Genomic DNA, 19289 nt, shown 5'->3' with positions numbered 1-19289 from the left:
ATCAGCGACATCGCCTGACATAAAAGAGGAGTGCGGCATGTATCGACGGTTTGCGGGATTGCTTGCGGTTTGCGCCGTGATCGTCTCACCGGCATCGAACGCCCAGACTTCGCAAGTCGCCAAGCCGCTTTATCAGTTGCGCGTCTATCAGTTGAATCCGGCAAGCAAGGCCATCTTCCACGACCGATTCGCCGAACATGCGATGCGTATCATGCATCGTCACGGCTTCGACATCGTCGCCACCTGGGAGGCCGATCACGAAGGCAAGCCGGAATTCGTCTATCTGCTGCGCTGGACGGATGAAGCCGCAATGACGGCGCAATGGGCAGCATTCATGGCCGATGCGGAATGGGCGAAGATCAAGCGCGAAACCGTCTCGCCCGACGCGCCGATCATGGGCGGCATCGACACGCGAACCATGCGCCTGACGGCCTATTCGCCGCCGTTCGAATGAGGTTGAGGTGGGAGCCGGAACGACCCGCGGCGAAATCGTTGCGGCTGCTTCCTTCCGGATCTGACCGGGTTGGCGACGACCACGTCCGCCCGACTCCCGCGCTGCAGATAGGAGAGTCGGGCGGCGTGATCAATAGGGTCAGTTAGCGGCGATAGCGTACCGTGCGGCACCGCGTGACCTTACGGCCATGATACCAGGTGCGCTGACATACTTTCCGCGAGCCCCAGCCATGGCGGCGGCGATCATTACCCCAGTGGCGGCGGGTTTCGGTGCGATGGCGAACGACGACGCGCTCACGCGTCTGTTCGCCCGCGACCGTTCCAGCGACAGGCGCAACCGGGGCCGCGACGGCGGCGGTCGGGGCAATCGCGGCGGCGCCAAGCAGGCCGGCGGCGATCATGACGAAGAATTTCATGGGCTTCTCTCCTGGTGCCGATGTCGACACGGGATCGAAACGGTCATCGTCCCTGCATGTTCCGCGCTTCGCCGGGAATCCGTACCGTCAAGCCATCGAGCGTTTCATCGAGCCAGATCTGACAGGCGAGCCGGCTCGTCCGCGTTGCGCCCGCGGCAAGGTCGAGCATATCCTCTTCGTCTTCGCTCGCCCGGGGCAGCCGGGCGAAATCCTCCGCGGTGACGATGACATGGCAAGTCGAACACGCCATCTGCCCCTCACAGGTGCCTTCGAGCGGCTGGCCATAGGCCTGGGCGAGATCGAGCAGGCGATCGCCCGGCGACCCACGCGTTTCCAGGATCGATCCATCGGTGGCGATAAAGCGGACCAAAGTCATGCTGCGGCCCGCTGTGCGTCAGCGGCAGCGTTGATGCGGTCGATCGCCTCGACCAGTTCCGTTTCGGTCGAATAGCGGCCGAAGCCGATACGAATGCTCGAACGCGCCTGCGCTTCGCTCAGCCCGATTGCGCGGAGCACATGGCTGGAGCGGCCCGACCCGCTGGCACAGGCAGACCCTGCCGAAAAGGCGATGTCGCGCAGGCTCGACATCAGGCGGGCGACATCCAGGCCATCGCGGCGAATATTGAGATTGCCGCGATAGCGCTGATCGATCGACCCGTTGATCATCCAGCGCGACCCAAGCGCCGCCGCCGCATTTTCCCAAAGTCCGGCAACATGCGCGGCATCCTCGGCCTGGCGCTCGGCTGCCAGGCGAGCCGCCGCGCCGAAGCCGGCACAGAGCGCGGGCGACAAGGTGCCTGATCGCCCGAGCGCTTCCTGCCCGCCGCCATGCAGCAATGGTTCGAGTTCGACGCCATCGCGCACCCATAGCGCGCCGATGCCCTTTGGTCCGTGAATTTTGTGCGCCGATACCGCGACCATGTCGCATCCGGCCGGGATCGGCACTCGCCCAAAGCCCTGCACCGCGTCGCACAGCATCAGTGCTCCAGCTGCATGCGCCATTTCAGCCAGCTCGGCGATCGGCTGCACCACACCGATCTCATTATTGATCAGCATGGCGGCAACCAGCGCCGTTCCCGGCCCAATCGCCGTACGGGCCGCGGCGAGATCGACCAGGCCATCAACGCCCACAGGCAGCACCGTCACCGCCCGCCCCGACCGCGCCAGCGCGTCGACTGTGTCGAGCGTTGCCGCATGTTCGGTCGCGATCGTCACGATCCGGCCCGGCCCTCCAACTTTACCGGCCCCCTTGATCGCCCAGTTGATCGCTTCGGTCGCGCCGCTGGTGAAAGCGACCCTGCCGCCAGCGGGCAACAAGGCAGCGAGATTGTCCCGCGCGACCTCGACCGCCGCCCTGGCCGCCCTGCCCGGCACATGTGCCGAGTGCGGATTGGCGTGCTGGTTTTCGAGCCAGGGCAGCATCGCCGCCAGCGCTTCGGGCGCGAGGGGCGTCGTCGCCTGATAATCAAGGTAAATCATGCCGCAAACGCGCGCGCGGAGCGCGACACGGTGCGCCATTCGGCGATGAAGCGATCGACGTCTGCCTCGCTGGTCGTGCGGCCGAAGCTTACCCGCACCACTTCACGCGACGCTTCGACGCTCCACCCCATCGCGCCGAGTACATGGCTTGCCTTCATACTGCCTGACGAACAGGCGCTGCCCGCCGATACCGCAATTCCCGCCATGTCGAAGCGAATCAGCTGCGTCGCCGCCGCCAGCCCCGCCATGCGATACGAGCCGATCGCGGGATGACGCGGCTGGCCGTCCGCGACGAGAGTTCCGCCAGACCGCCCGATGGCATCGTCGAGTTTCACCCGAAGCACCGCCATCTTCGCCATATCCTCGGCCACGCCGAGAGCGGCGGCGAATCCAAGCGCAGCGGGCAAATTCTCCGTCCCCGCCCGATAGCCTCGTTCCTGCCCGCCGGTCGGCAGCAATGTCGCCAGATCGCGCACCAGCAGCGCACCGACACCCGGCGGCCCGCCGCGCTTATGGGCCGAGATCGCAACGAAATCGGCATGCATCGCCACCTCGGCATCGGCATCGGCGGGCATCTGCGCGGCATCGACCAGCAACAGGCCGCCAGCGTCATGCACTGCCCCGGCCAGCGCCGCGATCGGCTGACGCACGCCCGTTTCGCTGTTCGCCCACTGGATCGCCACGACCGGTCGACCCGCGATCGCCAATACCCGCTCAAGTGCCACCGGATCGATCAAACCCTGGGAATCGACCGTCAGCATCGCCGCATCGGGCGCGGCGCGGATGGCCGCATCATGTTCGACCGCGGAGATCAGGCGCCGGTCCACGACCGATCGGCCAAGCCCGATCGCCAGCGCTTCGCTCGCACCGCTGGTCAGGATCGTCTCTCCCGCCCAGCCATAGGCGGCGGCAATGCGTCCGCGCGCCGCTTCCAACGCCGCACGCGCCGCGCGTCCTTCGGCATGGGGCGATGACGGGTTGGCCCAATGCGCCATCCCATCGGCCATCGCAGCGATCGCTTCGGGCAGCATCGGTGTGGTTGCGGCATGATCGAGATAGAGGCGGTCGGCCAAGCGGTTTGTTCCAATTGCGAAAAGGCGCATCTTGCTTATATAGCGCGCACATTCCAGCGCTCCACCGTCAGTCTTTCGGGGGCGCGCGCAAATATTGTCAGCAGGTCTCCATGCCAGAAGTCATTTTCCCCGGTCCCGATGGCCGTCTCGAAGGCCGTTTCGCTCCCGGGCCGCGCCCGCGCGCGCCCGTGGCGATGATTCTCCACCCACATCCATCATCGGGTGGCACGATGAACAATCGCATCGTGCAGGAGCTCTACAAGACCTTCCAGCGACGCGGGTTCGCCACGCTGCGCTTCAATTTCCGCGGCGTCGGCAAGAGCCAGGGCACGTTCGACAACGGCATCGGCGAATTGTCCGACGCGGCGTCGGCGCTCGACTGGGTGCAGAGCTTCCATCCCGAAGCGTCGACCACCTGGATTGCCGGGTTCAGCTTCGGCGCGTGGATCGGCATGCAGCTGCTGATGCGCCGCCCGGAGATTCGCGGCTTCATCTCGGTCGCACCACCGGCGAACATGTACGATTTCACCTTCCTTGCCCCCTGCCCGGCCAGCGGCATCATCATTCAGGGCGAGAATGACGAAGTCTCCCCGCCGCTCGCGACCCAGAAGCTGGTCGACAAGCTGCGCACGCAGAAGCACATCACCATCCATCACGATACCATCCCCAAGGCGAACCACTTCTTCGAGCATGAAATGCCCGAGCTGATGGGCAGCGTGGACAAGTATCTGGATATGCGGCTCGACCCGAACTCGCCGATCCGGTGAGCGGGTCGGGGCCGACCGGCCCCGACGGTGTTTGATCGACAACGTGAGCAAGTTCGAAGGCTGAGGAGCGCGTTTCCACACTTGCCGCGATAGCGGGGGTCGAACAGCGCTTGAATCGATCGGCCAGAAAACGGCCATCGCGGGGGAGATATGTTACACCGGATTGTTACATATCTTCGACCGATAGAGCACGAGAAATTCCCGAATATATCGATTAATATCATTGATATATGCGACATATTTCAGAACTCCGGCAAACAACCGTGAGCATGGCAGATTGAGGGGTTTGCACCTGCTACCGACACCGTCCAATGCGGCTAGGGACCGCGCCATCGGCGCGCTGCTTGGACTTGCCGTCGGCGACGCGCTGGGCACGACGCTGGAATTCAGCGCGCGCGATTCGCTGCCACCCCTGGTCGATATGGTCGGTGGCGGTCCGTTCCATCTAGCACCGGGCCAATGGACCGACGATACCGCAATGGCCCTGGCGCTCGGCCATAGCTTGGTCGGAATGGATGAGCTCGATCCGGGCGACTGTATGGCGCGCTTCGTCAACTGGTATCGCCGGGGCATGTATAGCTGCACGGGCACGTGCTTCGATATCGGCTTAACCACCCAAGCGGCACTTCAGAACTTCGAGAAGAACGGTGAGCCCTTCGCGGGATCGACCAGCCATGAAAGCGCCGGCAACGGTTCGCTCATGCGGCTGTCGCCGGTCGCCATCTGGGGCGTCCGGCGCGACGAAGCCGCGATCCTCAAGGTTGCTCGTGCCCAAAGTCGCCTCACTCATGGCGCGGCCGAATGCCTTGTCGCATGCGAAAGTTTTGCTTTGCTCACCGCACGAGCGATCCGCGGCGCGGCGCCAGAGGAACTCTTTGCGCCGCCGCTTGTGACAACGCCTCCGAGCCGACGCATCGAAGACATTCTCGGAGGCAGTTGGCGCGGCAAACCGCGTCACGCGATCAGATCGAGCGGTTATGTCGTCGACAGCCTCGAAGCGGCGCTCTGGTGCGTGCACGAAACCACATCGTTCGAAGACGCGGTTCTGCTCGCGGCCAATCTCGGCGACGACGCCGACACGGTCGCTGCGATCACCGGCCAACTCGCCGGCGCGATCTACGGTGCAAGTGCGATACCGGCACACTGGCGCGACAGGCTGGCGTGGCGCGAAGAGATCGAAGACCTCGCCCTCAAGCTTTATAATGGCGACGCCCCAAATCCGACCTAAGTCCGTGGCATCCCAACGATGGAACGGGTTCAGACAGGCACGGTCACATCGTCCAGATGAGCACATTCCCCAGCAAAACCAGTGACATGATCAGCAGAAGGATGGCGCGTTTCCGCTGCTGGCCGCTGAACAGCAAATAACCGCCGCCAATCAGGCAGGCGAAGAAGCCGATCATGGCGATGGCAGGGGCGGCAGCCGCGATTCCGGTGAGGGCCTGGTTCATCCGCCTTTCCTACCCGTTCGCTTCAAGCGAAGTCGAGAAGCCTGTTTCGAAATCGCCTGGCCGGCCCAGCGTCCGAAGCATGCGCAGCGCAAAAGGCTACGCATGCCGGCGCATTTCATGCTATAACGATACTTATGGCTAGCGTCTTACCCTTCATCCCGGTTCAGCCGCCGCGCTCGACCGACTGGCAACCGATTTGGCGCGAGCTGACCGGCGAACGGCTTCGCAACACGGTCTACGGCATTCCCCAGCCGGCCTTCGAGCTGCCCATTCGCACGCGCAAGGCAATGGGACTCACGCTTCACAGCCTGATGGATCCGGAGGCGGTCGAGCGCGTGCTGTTGAGCAACAAGGCCAATTATCTGCGCCCGCGTCTGGCGCAGCGCCTGCTCTCCTCACTGGTCGGCAATGGACTGCTCAGCGCGGAAGGGGATGATTGGCGAACGCAGCGGCGAATCGTCGCACCGACTTTCGCGCCCGGCGCGGTGGCCGGCATGGCGGAAACCATGGCGCAATGCGCGGTCGACAACATTGCGCAGTGGCCGGTCGGTCCTGCGCGACTCGACATGGCCGCCGAGGCCACGCACACCACCATGGCGATCATCGCCAACAGCCTGTTCGCCGGCGACCCGCGCCTCACCAATCCCCAGGCCAGCGATTATATCAGCCAGTTGCTCGTCGTTGCCGGCCAAGCGCGCCTGATGGCGGTACTGGGTCTGCAGGACTGGGATCCAAGCCCGGGCATGCGGCGCGCGCGCCGGGCGCGCAACTGGCTGCGGCAGACACTGACCGAGATGGTCCGCGATCGCGGCCCGGATGGCGGGGGCGATGATTTCTTCGGTGGATTGATTCGCTCGCTTGGCGAGCATTTTCCGCCCGAACAGGCGGTTACGCTGGCGGTCGACAATGCGATCACCTTCTACCTTGCCGGGCACGAGACCACGGCCAACGCGCTGGCGTGGAGCATCTACTGCCTGGCGGCTCAGCCCGGCCTTCAGGAAGAAGCACGGACCGAGGCGATGGCGGCCATGGCCTATCCAGCCACGGAACGAATCGACCATCTCGAATTGCTGAAGCAGATCTTCGAAGAGACGATGCGTCTCTACCCACCCGCACCGCGATTCGCCCGCGAAGCACTGGCGCCCGACGAGCTATCGGGCAAGCCGATCGCCAAGGGCGAACTGGTGGCGGTCTGGCCCTGGGTCATCCATCGCCACCGTGCCCTGTGGGAGAATCCCGACCGCTTCGACCACACCCGGTTTACACCCGAAAACCGCGCCAGGATGCACCGCTTCCAATATATCCCCTTTGGTGGAGGCCCGCGTGTGTGCGTCGGCGCGCGCTTCGCGACGATGGAAGCGTTGCTGATCCTCGCGCAATGGCTGTGCGAGCGGCGGTTCTCGCTGCCGCAGGGGTTCGTGCCCGACCCGGTGGGCAGCGTGACCTTGCGGCCCAGAGGGGGCATGCCGCTCATGACCGAACCGGTATAGTCGTTTCCGACCGGATCGAGGCCCCACCAGCCACAAGCCCCTCACGGTTCAGTCGGCCCGCGCCAGCACTGCGCCATAGGCCTCCATGTCGACATTCCCACCCGACAGAATCACCAACGTCCCTGCATCAAGCGCGACCTGCCCGGTCAGCACCGCAGCCAGCGCGACTGCGCCGCCCGGTTCGACCACCAGCCGCAATTTTTCCGCCGCCCAGCGCTGTGCGGCGCGAATCGCCGCCTCGCTGACCGCCACACCATTCACACCGCGTCGCGACAGCACGTCGAAGGTCAGTTGCGACACGCGCACGGTCTGCAGCGCATCGCATGCCGTTGGCGGCGGATTATCGCCGACGGGCTCGATCCAGCCAGCCTCCAGCGAGCGGCGCATATCGTCCCAGCCTTCAGGCTCGACCACCGTCATCATGCTGTCGGGCAAGCCGAGCGCATTCCCGGCCGCCAGTCCGCCCCCACCGCACGGCACCACCACCCGACTCGGCACGCCCATGCCCAGCGCCGCCATCTGCACCGCCGCTTCGACCCCGGCACTGCCCTGCCCTTCAATGATCCACGGATCGTCGAAGCTCGGCACCAGCACCGCACCGCGCGCATGAGCGAGATGCGCGGCGATCTTCTCCCGACTCTCGGTCGCGCGATCATAATTCACCACTTCCGCACCGAGCGCGAGCGTACCGTCACGCTTCGATTTCGGCGCATCGGCGGGCATCACGATCGTTGCGGGCATGCCAAGCCGCTTCGCGGCCCAGGCGACACCCTGGGCATGGTTACCCGACGAAAAAGCGACGACACCTTTTTCGCGCACGTCATTGTCGATCGCGGTCAGCCGATGCCATGCCCCGCGCAATTTGAACGCGCCCATCGGCTGCAGGCACTCCGCCTTGAAAGCCACTGGAATTCCACGAATATCCGCCACGAAAAGCGGCGATGGCGGCAGGATCGCGGCGATCTTTGCCGCCGCATCGCGAACGCCGGCCCGGGTTGGTTGTCGCACCAAAGTCACATTTCACCTCCCAGGTCGCCTCTGCGCCTCCAATAGCGCTTTACATCCGCGAAAGCCGACCCTATTTCGCCCATCCGCTGCCCCATGGGACTTCCAACCGCAAGGCAGTGTTTCGTGAACTTGTCTACGGACATTGGAGGTCCCTTGAATTGCACAAGCATCATAACACGCTGGGGTTAGCGTCGACCGTTTCGACCGCTGTCGAGATTGCCAAACTCCGTCCGGTTCAGCCGGTAACGCTCGTTCGTCCGCATGCCGCTTCGCGTGCCGCCCGCTTCTTCGTCGAGAAGTTTCCGGGTCGGTCGCTCTATGCGGTGAAGGCGAACCCGTCCCCCGAACTCCTGCAGATCCTGTGGGATAGCGGAATCACGCATTACGACGTGGCCTCGATTGCCGAGGTGCGGCTCGTCTCGCGCACGCTTCCGCAAGCGACCTTGTGCTTCATGCACCCGGTCAAAGCCGAGGAAGCGATTCACGACGCCTATTTCAACTATGGCTGCCGCACCTTCAGCCTCGATTCGCTCGAGGAGTTGGACAAGATCCTGCGCGCGACCGAGCACGCCACCGACCTGACGCTGTGCGTCCGGCTGCGGGTGTCCTCGGAGCATTCGAAGCTCAGCCTTGCGTCCAAGTTCGGCTGCGCGCCGCACGAGGCCAAGGAGCTGCTGTTCGCGACCCGCCAGGCAGCCGATGCGCTGGGCATCTGCTTCCATGTCGGCAGCCAGGCGATGACGCCGGAGGCCTATGCCAATGCGCTGGAGCGAGTCCGTGCGGCGATCGTCGACGCAGCGGTCACGGTCGACGTGATCGATGTCGGCGGTGGCTTCCCCTCGACCTATCCGGGCATGGAGCCGCCGCCGCTCGAACATTATTTCGAGACGATTCACCGTGCGTTCGAAAGCCTGCCGGTCAGCTATTCGTCCGAATTGTGGGCGGAGCCGGGCCGGGCGTTGTGCGCGGAATATTCCTCGCTGGTGGTTCGGGTCGAACGGCGCCGTGGTGACGAGCTTTACATCAACGACGGCGCCTATGGCGCGCTGTTCGACGCCGCGCATATCGGCTGGCGTTTCCCGGTGCAGTTGCTCCGCGAACCCGACAGCCGCGCGCGCGACGTGGAGTTCAGCTTTTACGGCCCGACCTGTGACGATATGGATCACATGGCCGGTCCGTTCATGCTGCCCGCCGACACCCAGGCCGGGGACTATATCGAGATCGGCATGCTCGGCGCCTATGGCTGCGCCATGCGCACCGCGTTCAACGGCTTCGGCTCGGACGAAACGGTGATCATGGACGATGAGCCGATGGCCTCGCTCTATGTCGGCGACGATCGTGAGGTCGCGTCGAACGTCGTCACGCTGTAACAGCCGTTAGTCATGTAGCCGTCATCCCCGCGTAAGCGGGGATCCCGCTGCCTTATCCGTCGTCCGAAGAAGCGGGATTCCCGCTTTTGCGGGAATGACGGGCACTGGAGATTTGAGAATGACCGATACCACCCTCTCGAACCGCAAGGCCGAGCTTCTGTCGACCACCGTCGAGCATATCGACATCACCAAATTCGACGCGCGCCCGATCGTCGATGCGATGAAGAAGATGAGCTTCACGAGCCGCGACCTGGGCCGCGCGACCGACATCTACAATCAGATGCTCGCCGATCCCGATTGCTCGATCTTCCTGGTTATCGCCGGATCGACCAGTGCCGGCGGCTGCATGGATCTCTATGCCGAGCTGCTACGCAACAACATGATCGACGGCGTGGTCGCGACCGGCGCGTCGATCGTCGACATGGATTTCTTCGAAGGGCTTGGCCACAAGCATTATCAGGCGCTGGAAGTGCCGGATGACGACACGCTGCGCTCGCTGCTGATCGACCGCATCTACGACACCTATATCGACGAAGAGCAGTTGCAGGATTGCGACCATACGATCCTGGAAATCGCCAACAGCCTGGAGCCGCGCCCCTATTCGAGCCGTGAGTTCATCCGCGCGATGGGCAAGTACCTCGTCGAGAACGGTAAGAAGGACAACAGCCTGGTCAAGCTCGCATACGAGCATGACGTGCCGATCTTCTGCCCGGCGTTCGTCGACAGCTCGGCCGGCTTCGGGCTGGTCAAGCATCAGGTCGACCGCGCCAAGGAAGGCAAGCCGTACATGGTGCTCGACGCCATCGCCGATTTCCGTGAACTGACCGACATCAAGATCAAGGCCGGCACCACCGGCCTGCTGATGATCGGCGGCGGCGTGCCGAAGAACTTCATCCAGGACACCGTCGTGTGCGCCGAGATCCTCGGCCATGACGATGTCCAGGTGCACAAATATGCCGTGCAGATCACGGTCGCCGATGTGCGCGACGGCGCCTGCTCGTCCTCGACGCTGCAGGAAGCGGCGAGCTGGGGCAAGGTCAACACCGGCATCGAGCAGATGGTGTTCGCCGAAGCCGGATCGGTGATGCCGCTGCTGGCCAGCGACGCCTATCATCGCGGCTTGTGGAAGAACCGCACCAAGCGCCGTTGGGGTGCCAGCTTCGACTGAGCATTTCCCGCCGAAATGCGAAGGGGGCGCCGGATCGATCCGGCGCCCCTTTTTCTTTGGCCGCCATCCGCAGCGCATGACAGCCGGCCTTCACCTCCAACGAGTTTCGGTTTAGCCGTGCAATAGAGGTATTTTCCTGGGAGTGACGGCCATGCGCATATCTCTTTCCAGGATTGTCGCGGGCATGCTTGCTGCGATACCCGCGGCCGGCATGTTTGCCGCGATGCCCGCGGCGGCCCAAAGCCCGTTCGACGGCAGATGGCGGCCCGATACGTCGACACTACAGAGCGACGCGAAACCCACCATCATCCTATTGACGAATGGCGTCTTCAACAGGGATTCCGACAGCGCGGAAGGGAGCGTTGAAACGGACGGAAAATTTCATTCGATACCAAGCGAGGGCTATATCGATGAGATCGCGATCACCGTCATCGACGATCATATCGTCGAGGAAATAGACAAGGTCCATGGGAAGATCGTCTATACGGTCAAGTATGTCGTCTCTCCGGACGGCAATTTCCTGACATGGCAGGTGGTGAATTCCGCCAATCCCAAAGGCACGCCTGTCCGCAGCGAAACGCGGCAGCGCCGTGTCGGCACTCCACCTGCCAGATCACATCCGATATCCGGAACCTGGCAGACGATCGGTATCACCGTGGACGATGGATCAGCCGACTGGATTCTGAAACTGGACGGCAATCGCTTCAGCTCATGGTCTCCTCAAGGGGTCGGCTATGAGGCGATCGTCGGCGGGCCGGCTGTCCCGATCCAGGGTGACGAGGCGGGTGGGTTGGCCAAAGTCACCATGCCCAGCCCCGATACCGTTGTTAAGACCTCCTCGTCGAACGGTGTCGTCGGCTCGATATTCGAGATGACGATCCTTCCCGACGGAAAGACGATACGGGCAACCTCACGCGCGCCTCAAAGGAAGGCCGTAACGACGTTCTACCTGCATAAGCAGTGATATTCGGCCCTCTCCCGGTCATGGGCTGACCCTCAGTGCCTGGACGATCGCACAATGCTCCTCGCGTCAGTCTCTTCGCAGAAAAGTTGCGCATCCGTTTCGATTATTGCAGCTTGCCCGACAAAGATAAGGGGAGCTGAAAGATGACCGACCATAGCCCAATCCTCGCGCCGATCGTCGCACTGATCGGCTGGACCCTCGTGATGTGGCTGTGGATGTACGCCCGCCGCATCCCGGCAATGGGCAAGGCCGGGATCGATACGAAAAATCTGGTCGGCGGCAATGGCGCGGATCTGAGGGCGCGAATTCCGGCCAAGGACCAATGGCCCGCCGACAATTACAACCATCTGATGGAGCAGCCGACCCTATTCTACGCGGTCGCGCTGGTCCTCGCGCTTTCCGGGACCGGCGGTGGTTGGAATCTCTGCATTGCCTGGGCCTATGTCGGCCTGCGCATCGTCCACAGCCTCGTTCAAGTGACCGTCAATCGCGTGCTGGTGCGTTTCGCGATCTTCGCCCTCTCGACCTTATGCCTGATGGCGCTGACGCTTCACGCGGCGATGAAGGTTTTCAACCTGCACGGATAATGGCCGCGAGGCCGGTCTCAACGACCGGCCGCCGCCTTTGCCTGAGCATGTTGCGCCCGCGCAGCCTTGGCCGCACGATGATGGCCGATGGCGCAACCGGCGACCGCGCCGAGCACAGCATGCCCCTTGCCGACGAAATGCCCGGCGACACCACCGACGGCAGCGCCTTTGAGGCATCCTTTCGCATCGGCGGGAACCGCGACAGCAAGCGAGCTCGCGGCGGCGATAACGGCAATGAGCATCTTCATGGCAAGTCTCCCACGCGCTTCACGAACCGGCGCGCCGATATGGTCTAGCGAGACTTGATTGGCGCGGCAGTGATGATTGCATGACATCCGTGTCACGATCGGCTCAGCCGAACAGCCGTTGCATCGATCGTTCGAGCATCACCAATTGCCATAATGTCCGGCCATGTTCCGCACGGCCGGCCCGGTGGTCGGTGGCGATGCGTTCGATCGCGCGGGGATCGAACATGCCGCCCAGCACGCGCGATTTGGCAAGGGCGCCCGCTTCTTCCGCAAGCGCGCCGCGGAACCAGGCGCTGATCGGCGTCACAAAGCCCATTTTAGGCCGGTACAGTATGTCTTTGGGAAGATAGCGCTCCATGGCCTTCTTCATCAGCCATTTGCCCTGACCGCCCCTGATCCGCATCGATACGGGTAGCGAGGCGGCGAATTCGACGAAGCGATAATCGAGCAGCGGCTCGCGCGCCTCCAGGCCGACGGCCATGCTGGTGCGGTCGGTCTTGGTCAGGATGTCGCCAGGCAGCCAATGCTGGAAATCGGCATATTGCGCGCGGTCGATCGCGTCGCGGGCCGGTGCATCGCGCATCGAGCGGACATAGCGATCCTCCGCTCGATGGCCGATCAGCGCACGTTTCGCCTCGGTGGAGAAGAGCATCGCGCGGAGCGTCGGGGTCGTCACGCCGACCGAGCGCGCATAGGCCTCCGCCCCGTCCTCGGCGAGCGCGAGCAAGGTGGTTTTCGCACGCAAGGATCGCGGCGCCCAGTCGGCCTTGGGGTAGAGTCCCCCTAATGTCCCGAAGACGCTGGCCCGCATCGTCGCGGGGAGCAGCCCCCTCACCCGCTCCTCCGCCGCCTGGAACTTGTAGCGACGATAGCCGGCCAGCGCCTCGTCCGCGCCATCGCCCGACAGCGCGACCGTCACATCCTCGCGCGCCAGTTCGCACACGCGGTAGGTTGCCAGTGCCGAGGCATCGGCAAAGGGCTCGTCGAACGCCGCGACCAGTGTATCGATCAGCGCGAAATCGTCCGCCGCGACGATCCGGTCGCGATGATCGGTCGCGAAGCGCCGTGCGATCTGGTCGGCATAGCTGCGCTCGTCATGCCCTGCTTCGTTGAAACCGATCGTGCACGTCTTGACCGCTTTGGACGATGCCTCGGCCATCAATGCGACCACTGCCGAACTGTCGACCCCGCCCGACAGGAAAGCACCAAGCGGTACATCGGCCATCAGGCGCGACCGCACGGCGTCGCGCATCCGCGACACCAGTTCCTCTTCCAGCGCCTTGACCGAACCGCTGGCGCGGCGCGAGAAATCCACATCCCACCAGCGTGAGGGCGCGGGGACCGGCTTGCCGCGCTCGATCAGCAGCGAGTGGCCGGCGGGCAGCTTCTTCACCCCTGCGACGAGACAGGTGTCATCCGGCACATAACCGAACGCCATATAATCCTCGACCGCACGGATCTCGGGTTCGCGCCGCAGCAACGGATGCGCGAGCAAGCCCTTCAACTCGGAGGCGAACGCGACGCCACCGTCCGACAGCTCGACATAATGGAGCGGCTTCACCCCGAGCCGGTCGCGCGCCATGAACAGGCATTGCCGGCGGGAATCGTGCAGCGCGAAGGCGAACATGCCGTTGAGCCGATCAAGCATCGCCGGGCCCCAGGCCGACCAGCCGTGCAGCAGCACCTCCGTGTCGCTGTGCGAGACGAACACCGCGCCCATCGCTTCGAGCTGGTTGCGGACTTCGAGGAAATTATAGATTTCGCCATTGAAGGTGACGGTCAGCGCCTCGTCCGAACTCGCCATCGGCTGCGCGCCCGCGGGGGTCAGGTCGATGATCGCGAGCCGCCGATGGCCGAGCCCGACGCCCGGCGCGGTCCATATCCCCGACCCATCGGGTCCGCGATGCAGTTGCGCATCGGTCATCGCCCGGATGCGCACGGGATCGACCGGCTTCGGCGTGGCGGGGTAATAAAGGCCGGCGATGCCGCACATTGTGTTGGTTTATCCTCCAGGCGCCTCAAAAGCTTCGTCGTGCCGAATGCGTTCAGCACCTAAGCGCGGTCATTTGCCTCATGAGCGACGCGCCTGAGGCTCATGGCCGCGCTTCGACCCTGAAACAAGTTCAGGGTGACGACGTATTTGCGGAAAGCGCGCCCGCTACATCCCCGCCGCATGATCGGCCAGCGCATCGATCGGCCCGAGGTCGTGCACGAAGCGCTCAATCACCGCGCGTGTGTCGATGCCGGGCTGAACCTCGGCCGACACATGCACCGCGACCGCGCGTTGCGGCCCGCCGAGCAGCCTGGCCTGCAGCGTCGCGAGCTTCACCGCCTTATCGTTATGGGTGAGGACATTGCCCACGCGGTACCAGGTCACCACCTGGCGCTCGACTGGACCGGGCGCGGTGATCCGCATGGCCGAACCGCCGGCCAGATTGGGCAGATCGTCGATCCGCACCCAGATATCGTCCTGGCGCAGCACGCCCGTGCCGAACGAGACGAGTTCCTTACCCTCGCGCTGACTGCCGAACACGGCGATGGCGAGATCGACCGATGCGCCGCGCCCATCGCTGTAGCGACCGATCAGGAAATGGTCGGCGCCGGGATAATAAGGCGACCAGGCCGCCCGTACGCTCGTGTCGGTGCGTTGCCACCCGGCAATGGTGGGGAGCGAGATGACATCGGGCAGCTTTTGCGCCCGGCCCGCGATCGCACCGGCCCAGGCCGGGAAGATGCCCGCCACGGTCAGCACCAGGGCGGCGGCGATCAGGGCGTCGATGCGGCGTTTCGGTGGCTCCTGCAACGTCGCGGGATCAAAGACGGGATCGTCGGGCGCCCGGTCGAACCAACGCCAGCCGATCGCGATCACCGCCGCCATCACCACCCCGAAGAACACCCAGCCATAAACGATATGGTCCATCCCCGTCGCTTGCTCGACCGAGGTCAGATGCGCGGCATAGATGGTTCCGAAGGCACGCAGGCCATTGGCGATCACCGGTACGATCACAGCGATCGCCATGAACGCCGCGCGCCGCCCCCAGCTGACGAAGCAGACATTGGCGACCAGCGCGCCATAGGCGACCATCGCGATGACAAACTTCGCGCCCGAACAGGCTTCGGCGACTTCGAAATAGCCATTGGGAATGGTGATCAACACGCCATCGACCTGTGCCGGCACGCCGAACAGATGGAGCAGCGGCATGGTCATCGCCACGGTCACATCCTGCAGCATCGGTTCCAGCCCCTCGCCGAACGGCACGAGGAAGAAGGCGTAGCATAGCGGAAATAACAGCCCGCGCGCGGCATTGGGGCCAAGCAAGGTAACGACCGCGCCCTGCAGCATCATGACCAGGCCGAGATGCCGCGCCAGCGCAACGCTTGACGCATCGCCGAGCAGCCATCCGAACCCACCGACCGCGACGAGCGCGAGCCCCGGCCACCAGGCGACCGGCTGAAGTTCGGCAAGCTGTACGCGGCGCTGCCATACCAGCCAGGCGATGACCGGCGCGATAAACAGGCAATGCCCGAATGTCGTGCTGGTCCACCAGATCCGCGCCAGGTCGCCGGCATCGCCGCGAAAGAGCAGCACCAGAATCAGCGCGACGCCGCCCAGGATCGACGACTGCCGCCGCCAGCCCGCCGCGACCAGCGATGTGCCGTTGTTGAAATCGGCGGAGGGAAAGGCGATTGTCATGCTGCTGTCCTGCGCTGCGGCGGGGCCTTGACGCGAATGCCCATGATCGTTTCGAGCGGCGCAAGCCGCGCCTCCCAGCTATAGCGCTCCTCGACTTGCTTGCGCGCCTTCTGGCCCAGCGCCGCGGCGCCGGACGAGTTGGCGAGCAGCGCATTCACTTGTTCGGCGATCTCGCCGACCGTTTCACCGACACGGATCGTGTCCCGGTGGTCGATCCCCGCGGCAGCGGCAGCCGAGGCGACCACGGGACGCGCCATCGCCATCGCCTCAAGCACCTTGTTCTGCACGCCCCGCGCCAATTTGAGCGGTGCGACGACCACCGATGCGGCGGCGATCCAGCCACGCACATCGGCGACTTCGCCCGTCACGATCACGCCGGGCTGCCTGGCCAGCGCCTTGACCGCCTCAGTCGGCTGCCGCCCGACAATGGCAAAGCGCGCTTGCGGATATTCGAGGTGGATATGCGGCAGGATCGCTTCGACGAACCAGACGACCGCCTCGACATTGGGGCGGTAATCCATCTGGCCGGTGAACACGATCAGCGCGCCGGTGGTGTCGATCCGCTTGAAGCTGGCGGTGGGATCGAAGAACTCGGTGTCGATGCCGTTCTCGACCGCAAAGACCCGTTCGGCGCCCGTCTTGTCGCGGAACAATGCGGCTTCGTCTTCGCTGACGAACAGGCTCGCGGCCGCGTTCCGGGCGACGTTGCGTTCATAAGACTGGAGCAGACGCCCCTCGCGCCGCATCATCCACCCCATCGGCCCGCCAGAGGATTTGCCGTAGGCGGCGAATTTCGCCGAATCCATGTCGACGAAATCCATGATCACGCGCTGCCGCGGATTGGCCGGCAGATACTGCGCCATCTGGCTCGAAAAGACGTAGATCGTATCGATCGAGTGACGCGCGAGGATATTGTCGACGGCATCGCGCAATGGCCGGTTTTCGAACGAGGTCAGCGATACCGGCTTGCGCTTGAGCAATGCCTGAGTCGCCGCCAGCAGCCGCGATTTCGACCGCCAGATGATCGACCGGTTGCCGGTATATTTGGCGAGGCCGCTCTTGCCCTTCATGTCGCGCGTATCGTCGGCAAAAGCGATCAGATGGACACGCTTGCGCGCCGAGAGGAATTTCAGAATGTGGAACCCGCGGATCTTGTCGCCGCGATCAGGCGGATAAGGCACCCGGTGCGCCAGAAACAGGATGTCCCCCATCAGCCGAGTCCCTTGGAAATATACGGCCCAACCTGGTTCGCGACCCACAATGGCAGCTTTTTCCACATCTCGATCTTCAACCGATAGCGTGGATTCAACGGATTGATGTCGCGAAGCGCCCCCTCAGACGCTGCACGTTTAACATACATCAAAGGAACGCCCGGAAAACCCCAGTTCTTCTTGAAGGCAGCGGGTCCCGTTCCGACCTTCGACCGCCCGAAATCGAACCGGACACAACCCTTCGCGCGAGCATGACTCATCAGCGCGAAATACATCCGATCATTGGCACGAAGTGCCCGCGCCGTAGCGGTACCGCCGCCCCAATAGGGATAGACGGTATCGTTGAAATACAGGCTCAATACGCTGGCAACCGGCCTCCCATTCGCGCTTACCGTCAGAATGTCCGCGTTATCGCCGAACGCCGCCAGCACTTCGCGAAACAGCCGCGCGGGAAACACCGGTGTGCCCAGATTGCGAACCGATTCGGCATAGACCGCGAAATGCGCCGCCTGATCCGCCTTGCCGTTGCCGGTCGTCACTTGCAGGTCGATCTCAAGCGACTTGCGCACCTCGGCACGCTGTTTGCGCGGAATGGCAAGCAGTTCGGCCTCGTCATCGGCGGCCAGGTCGCGCGCGAAGCCGAGATAGGTATCCCTGTCGACTTTCCATTCCGGACCCGTCGGCTCCGCCCCCCGCAATTCCAGCGTCGGGCATTTCAACGTCTCGGCCAGCGCCCAGGCCGCATCACCCAACGTCTCCACCGCAGCCTCATCCTCAGCGAGAATGCCGCCACCAACCGCAAAGCCATTCGAGACCAGCGCCCGCCCGAACAGCGGCGACCGCACTTCGGTCAAAGGCACATAGCCGGCAATCGATCCATCGGCCCGTTCGGCGATCAACGCATGGGCAATCTGCCCGCAGCCGCGCGCGACGGCGATACTCCACGCTGGCAAATGAAACGGCGTCGCGTTGGGATGTGCATGCACGAACGCCGCGATCCGCGTGCGCTCATGCGCATCACCCAGGTTGACGGCCCGCACCGCCAACAGCGTCGAGATCAGCGGCATATTCACGCAAGCCCGCGCCGCGCCTCGGCCACCACTGCGTCCATTCGGCCCCAGTCGTGCCGTCCGATCAGCGTGCGCAGCTTGCCCGCCATCGCCCCAAGCCGACTGTAATGACGGAGCCTCGACTTAACCGGCGCATTGATCACGCGCGGCTGATCGGGATCGATCTCCCACGGATGGAAGTAGAATATCGCTGGCTGCCCCTCGCCCGCCACCTGGCGGACTGCGAAATCGGTCAGCGCGCCAGGAAACAAGCGGAAAAAGCCACCGCCCGTCGCCATCTTGCGCCCGGCCAGTTCGGCAATCGTCACCGGCACTTCGACCAGATCGGAATCGGGTAATGGGTGGAAGGCGTAGCGCGGCGCTTCGGGCCAGCCATAATGATCATGTTTGAGCGGCGCGACGCTCGACGAATAGGTATAGCCCGCCTCGGCCAGTTCGACATGCGCCCAGGGGGTGCGCTTGTCGATCGAGAAGCTGGGCGCACGATAGCCGGTCACCGCCGTGCCGCCGGCGTCTTCGAGCGTCTTGCGCGTCCGCGCAAGATCGGCCCGAAACGTCGCCGCATCCATGGTGAAGACGCGGTCATGATCCCAACCATGGCTGGCAATCTCATGCCCATTATCGACGATGCGCCGTATCAGCGCGGGATAACGCGCCGCCACCCAGCCAAGCGTGAAGAAGGTCGCCTTGACCCCGCTTTCGCCGAACAGCGCGAGTACCGCATCGGTATTGCGCTCGACCCGTGTCTCCAGCGAATCCCAATTGGCCTTGTCGATCACCTTTTCGAAGGCGCCGACCTGGAACCAGTCCTCGACATCGACGGAGAGCGCATGGCGCATC

Annotated in this window: 20 protein-coding genes and 1 other RNA gene; 8 read left to right on the top strand and 13 right to left on the bottom strand. The window is 63.9% G+C overall.

The genetic code is table 11. The features are described from left to right. The first annotated feature begins 37 nt into the window (after positions 1-37). Entirely contained in the window at positions 38-454 is a 417-nt protein-coding gene (locus OO12_RS10435; protein WP_034158620.1) for an NIPSNAP family protein, read from the top strand. A 3-nt stretch (positions 455-457) separates the two neighbouring features. On the opposite strand, the gene ffs is transcribed toward OO12_RS10435, so the two are convergent. The 5 genes from ffs to OO12_RS10415 all read right to left on the bottom strand — a co-directional run bounded on the left by ffs (position 458) and on the right by OO12_RS10415 (position 3421). Continuing rightward, positions 458-555: signal recognition particle sRNA small type (ffs, locus tag OO12_RS27465), an RNA gene on the bottom strand. A 41-nt stretch (positions 556-596) separates the two neighbouring features. Next, positions 597-869, bottom strand: a complete 273-nt coding sequence (locus OO12_RS10430) for a hypothetical protein (protein ID WP_034158619.1) — start codon at positions 867-869, stop codon at positions 597-599. Positions 870-912: 43 nt separating this feature from the next. Continuing rightward, a complete protein-coding gene (locus OO12_RS10425) occupies positions 913-1245 on the bottom strand; it encodes a 2Fe-2S iron-sulfur cluster-binding protein (protein ID WP_034158618.1) in 333 nt (110 codons plus the stop codon). Continuing rightward, positions 1242-2348, bottom strand: coding sequence for a cysteine desulfurase family protein (locus tag OO12_RS10420; RefSeq protein WP_034158641.1), 1107 nt, complete (start codon positions 2346-2348; stop codon positions 1242-1244). The genes OO12_RS10425 and OO12_RS10420 overlap by 4 nt, the downstream gene beginning before the upstream one ends. Beyond that, positions 2345-3421 (bottom strand): cysteine desulfurase family protein, encoded by a 1077-nt coding sequence (locus tag OO12_RS10415; protein WP_034158617.1) that lies wholly within the window; start codon positions 3419-3421, stop codon positions 2345-2347. The genes OO12_RS10420 and OO12_RS10415 overlap by 4 nt, the downstream gene beginning before the upstream one ends. A gap of 110 nt (positions 3422-3531) precedes the next feature. Between OO12_RS10415 and OO12_RS10410 the strand changes: the two genes are divergently transcribed. Next, the gene (locus tag OO12_RS10410) at positions 3532-4188 is read left to right on the top strand and encodes an alpha/beta hydrolase (RefSeq protein WP_034158616.1); all 657 of its coding nucleotides are present in this window, start codon (positions 3532-3534) and stop codon (positions 4186-4188) included. A 277-nt stretch (positions 4189-4465) separates the two neighbouring features. Beyond that, on the top strand, positions 4466-5416 hold the full coding sequence (locus OO12_RS10405) for an ADP-ribosylglycohydrolase family protein (RefSeq protein ID WP_200887436.1): 951 nt from the start codon (positions 4466-4468) through the stop codon (positions 5414-5416). A gap of 43 nt (positions 5417-5459) precedes the next feature. Here OO12_RS10405 and OO12_RS10400 read toward each other — a convergent pair whose 3' ends face one another. Next, the gene (locus OO12_RS10400) at positions 5460-5639 is read right to left on the bottom strand and encodes a hypothetical protein (protein WP_034158615.1); all 180 of its coding nucleotides are present in this window, start codon (positions 5637-5639) and stop codon (positions 5460-5462) included. 134 nt (positions 5640-5773) lie between these two features. Between OO12_RS10400 and OO12_RS10395 the strand changes: the two genes are divergently transcribed. Further along, the gene (locus OO12_RS10395; protein ID WP_034158614.1) at positions 5774-7129 is read left to right on the top strand and encodes a cytochrome P450; all 1356 of its coding nucleotides are present in this window, start codon (positions 5774-5776) and stop codon (positions 7127-7129) included. A 48-nt stretch (positions 7130-7177) separates the two neighbouring features. Here the strand turns inward: OO12_RS10395 and OO12_RS10390 are convergent, their stop codons facing one another. After that, a complete protein-coding gene (locus OO12_RS10390) occupies positions 7178-8146 on the bottom strand; it encodes a threonine ammonia-lyase (protein WP_034158613.1) in 969 nt (322 codons plus the stop codon). 149 nt (positions 8147-8295) lie between these two features. On the opposite strand from OO12_RS10390, the gene OO12_RS10385 reads away from it, so the two are divergent. The 4 genes from OO12_RS10385 (at position 8296) to OO12_RS10370 (ending at position 12226) form a co-directional block, all read left to right on the top strand. Further along, positions 8296-9507 carry a type III PLP-dependent enzyme gene (locus OO12_RS10385; RefSeq protein ID WP_034158612.1) on the top strand — a complete coding sequence of 404 codons (1212 nt, stop codon included), beginning with the start codon at positions 8296-8298 and terminating at the stop codon, positions 9505-9507. Between the two features lie 118 nt (positions 9508-9625). Next, positions 9626-10675, top strand: coding sequence for a 1,9-bis(guanidino)-5-aza-nonane synthase (locus OO12_RS10380; protein WP_034158611.1), 1050 nt, complete (start codon positions 9626-9628; stop codon positions 10673-10675). Positions 10676-10826: 151 nt separating this feature from the next. After that, complete coding sequence (locus tag OO12_RS10375; RefSeq protein ID WP_152616350.1) at positions 10827-11639, top strand: hypothetical protein; 813 nt, start codon at positions 10827-10829, stop codon at positions 11637-11639. 143 nt (positions 11640-11782) lie between these two features. After that, positions 11783-12226, top strand: coding sequence for an MAPEG family protein (locus OO12_RS10370; RefSeq protein ID WP_034158609.1), 444 nt, complete (start codon positions 11783-11785; stop codon positions 12224-12226). 17 nt (positions 12227-12243) lie between these two features. Here OO12_RS10370 and OO12_RS27460 read toward each other — a convergent pair whose 3' ends face one another. From OO12_RS27460 to OO12_RS10340, 6 genes are all read right to left on the bottom strand, one after another. Further along, a complete protein-coding gene (locus tag OO12_RS27460) occupies positions 12244-12474 on the bottom strand; it encodes a hypothetical protein (protein ID WP_082006463.1) in 231 nt (76 codons plus the stop codon). Positions 12475-12577: 103 nt separating this feature from the next. Beyond that, positions 12578-14467: an XrtA/PEP-CTERM system amidotransferase gene (locus OO12_RS10360; RefSeq protein WP_034158607.1), complete on the bottom strand. Its 1890-nt coding sequence runs from the start codon at positions 14465-14467 to the stop codon at positions 12578-12580. Between the two features lie 165 nt (positions 14468-14632). Further along, positions 14633-16168: an exosortase A gene (gene xrtA, locus OO12_RS10355; protein WP_052215725.1), complete on the bottom strand. Its 1536-nt coding sequence runs from the start codon at positions 16166-16168 to the stop codon at positions 14633-14635. Next, positions 16165-17379: a TIGR03087 family PEP-CTERM/XrtA system glycosyltransferase gene (locus tag OO12_RS10350; protein WP_034158606.1), complete on the bottom strand. Its 1215-nt coding sequence runs from the start codon at positions 17377-17379 to the stop codon at positions 16165-16167. The genes xrtA and OO12_RS10350 overlap by 4 nt, the downstream gene beginning before the upstream one ends. Then, the gene (locus OO12_RS10345; RefSeq protein ID WP_034158605.1) at positions 17379-18452 is read right to left on the bottom strand and encodes a FemAB family XrtA/PEP-CTERM system-associated protein; all 1074 of its coding nucleotides are present in this window, start codon (positions 18450-18452) and stop codon (positions 17379-17381) included. The genes OO12_RS10350 and OO12_RS10345 overlap by 1 nt, the downstream gene beginning before the upstream one ends. Next, positions 18449-19288 (bottom strand): XrtA system polysaccharide deacetylase, encoded by an 840-nt coding sequence (locus OO12_RS10340; protein ID WP_034158604.1) that lies wholly within the window; start codon positions 19286-19288, stop codon positions 18449-18451. Before OO12_RS10340 ends, OO12_RS10345 begins: the two co-directional genes overlap by 4 nt. Between the last annotated feature and the right edge of the window lies 1 nt (position 19289).

Origin of the sequence: Sphingomonas sp. ERG5, from assembly GCF_000803065.1 — a bacterium.
Lineage (GTDB): Bacteria > Pseudomonadota > Alphaproteobacteria > Sphingomonadales > Sphingomonadaceae > Sphingomonas.
This window is presented reverse-complemented; position numbering and strand designations above follow the sequence as displayed.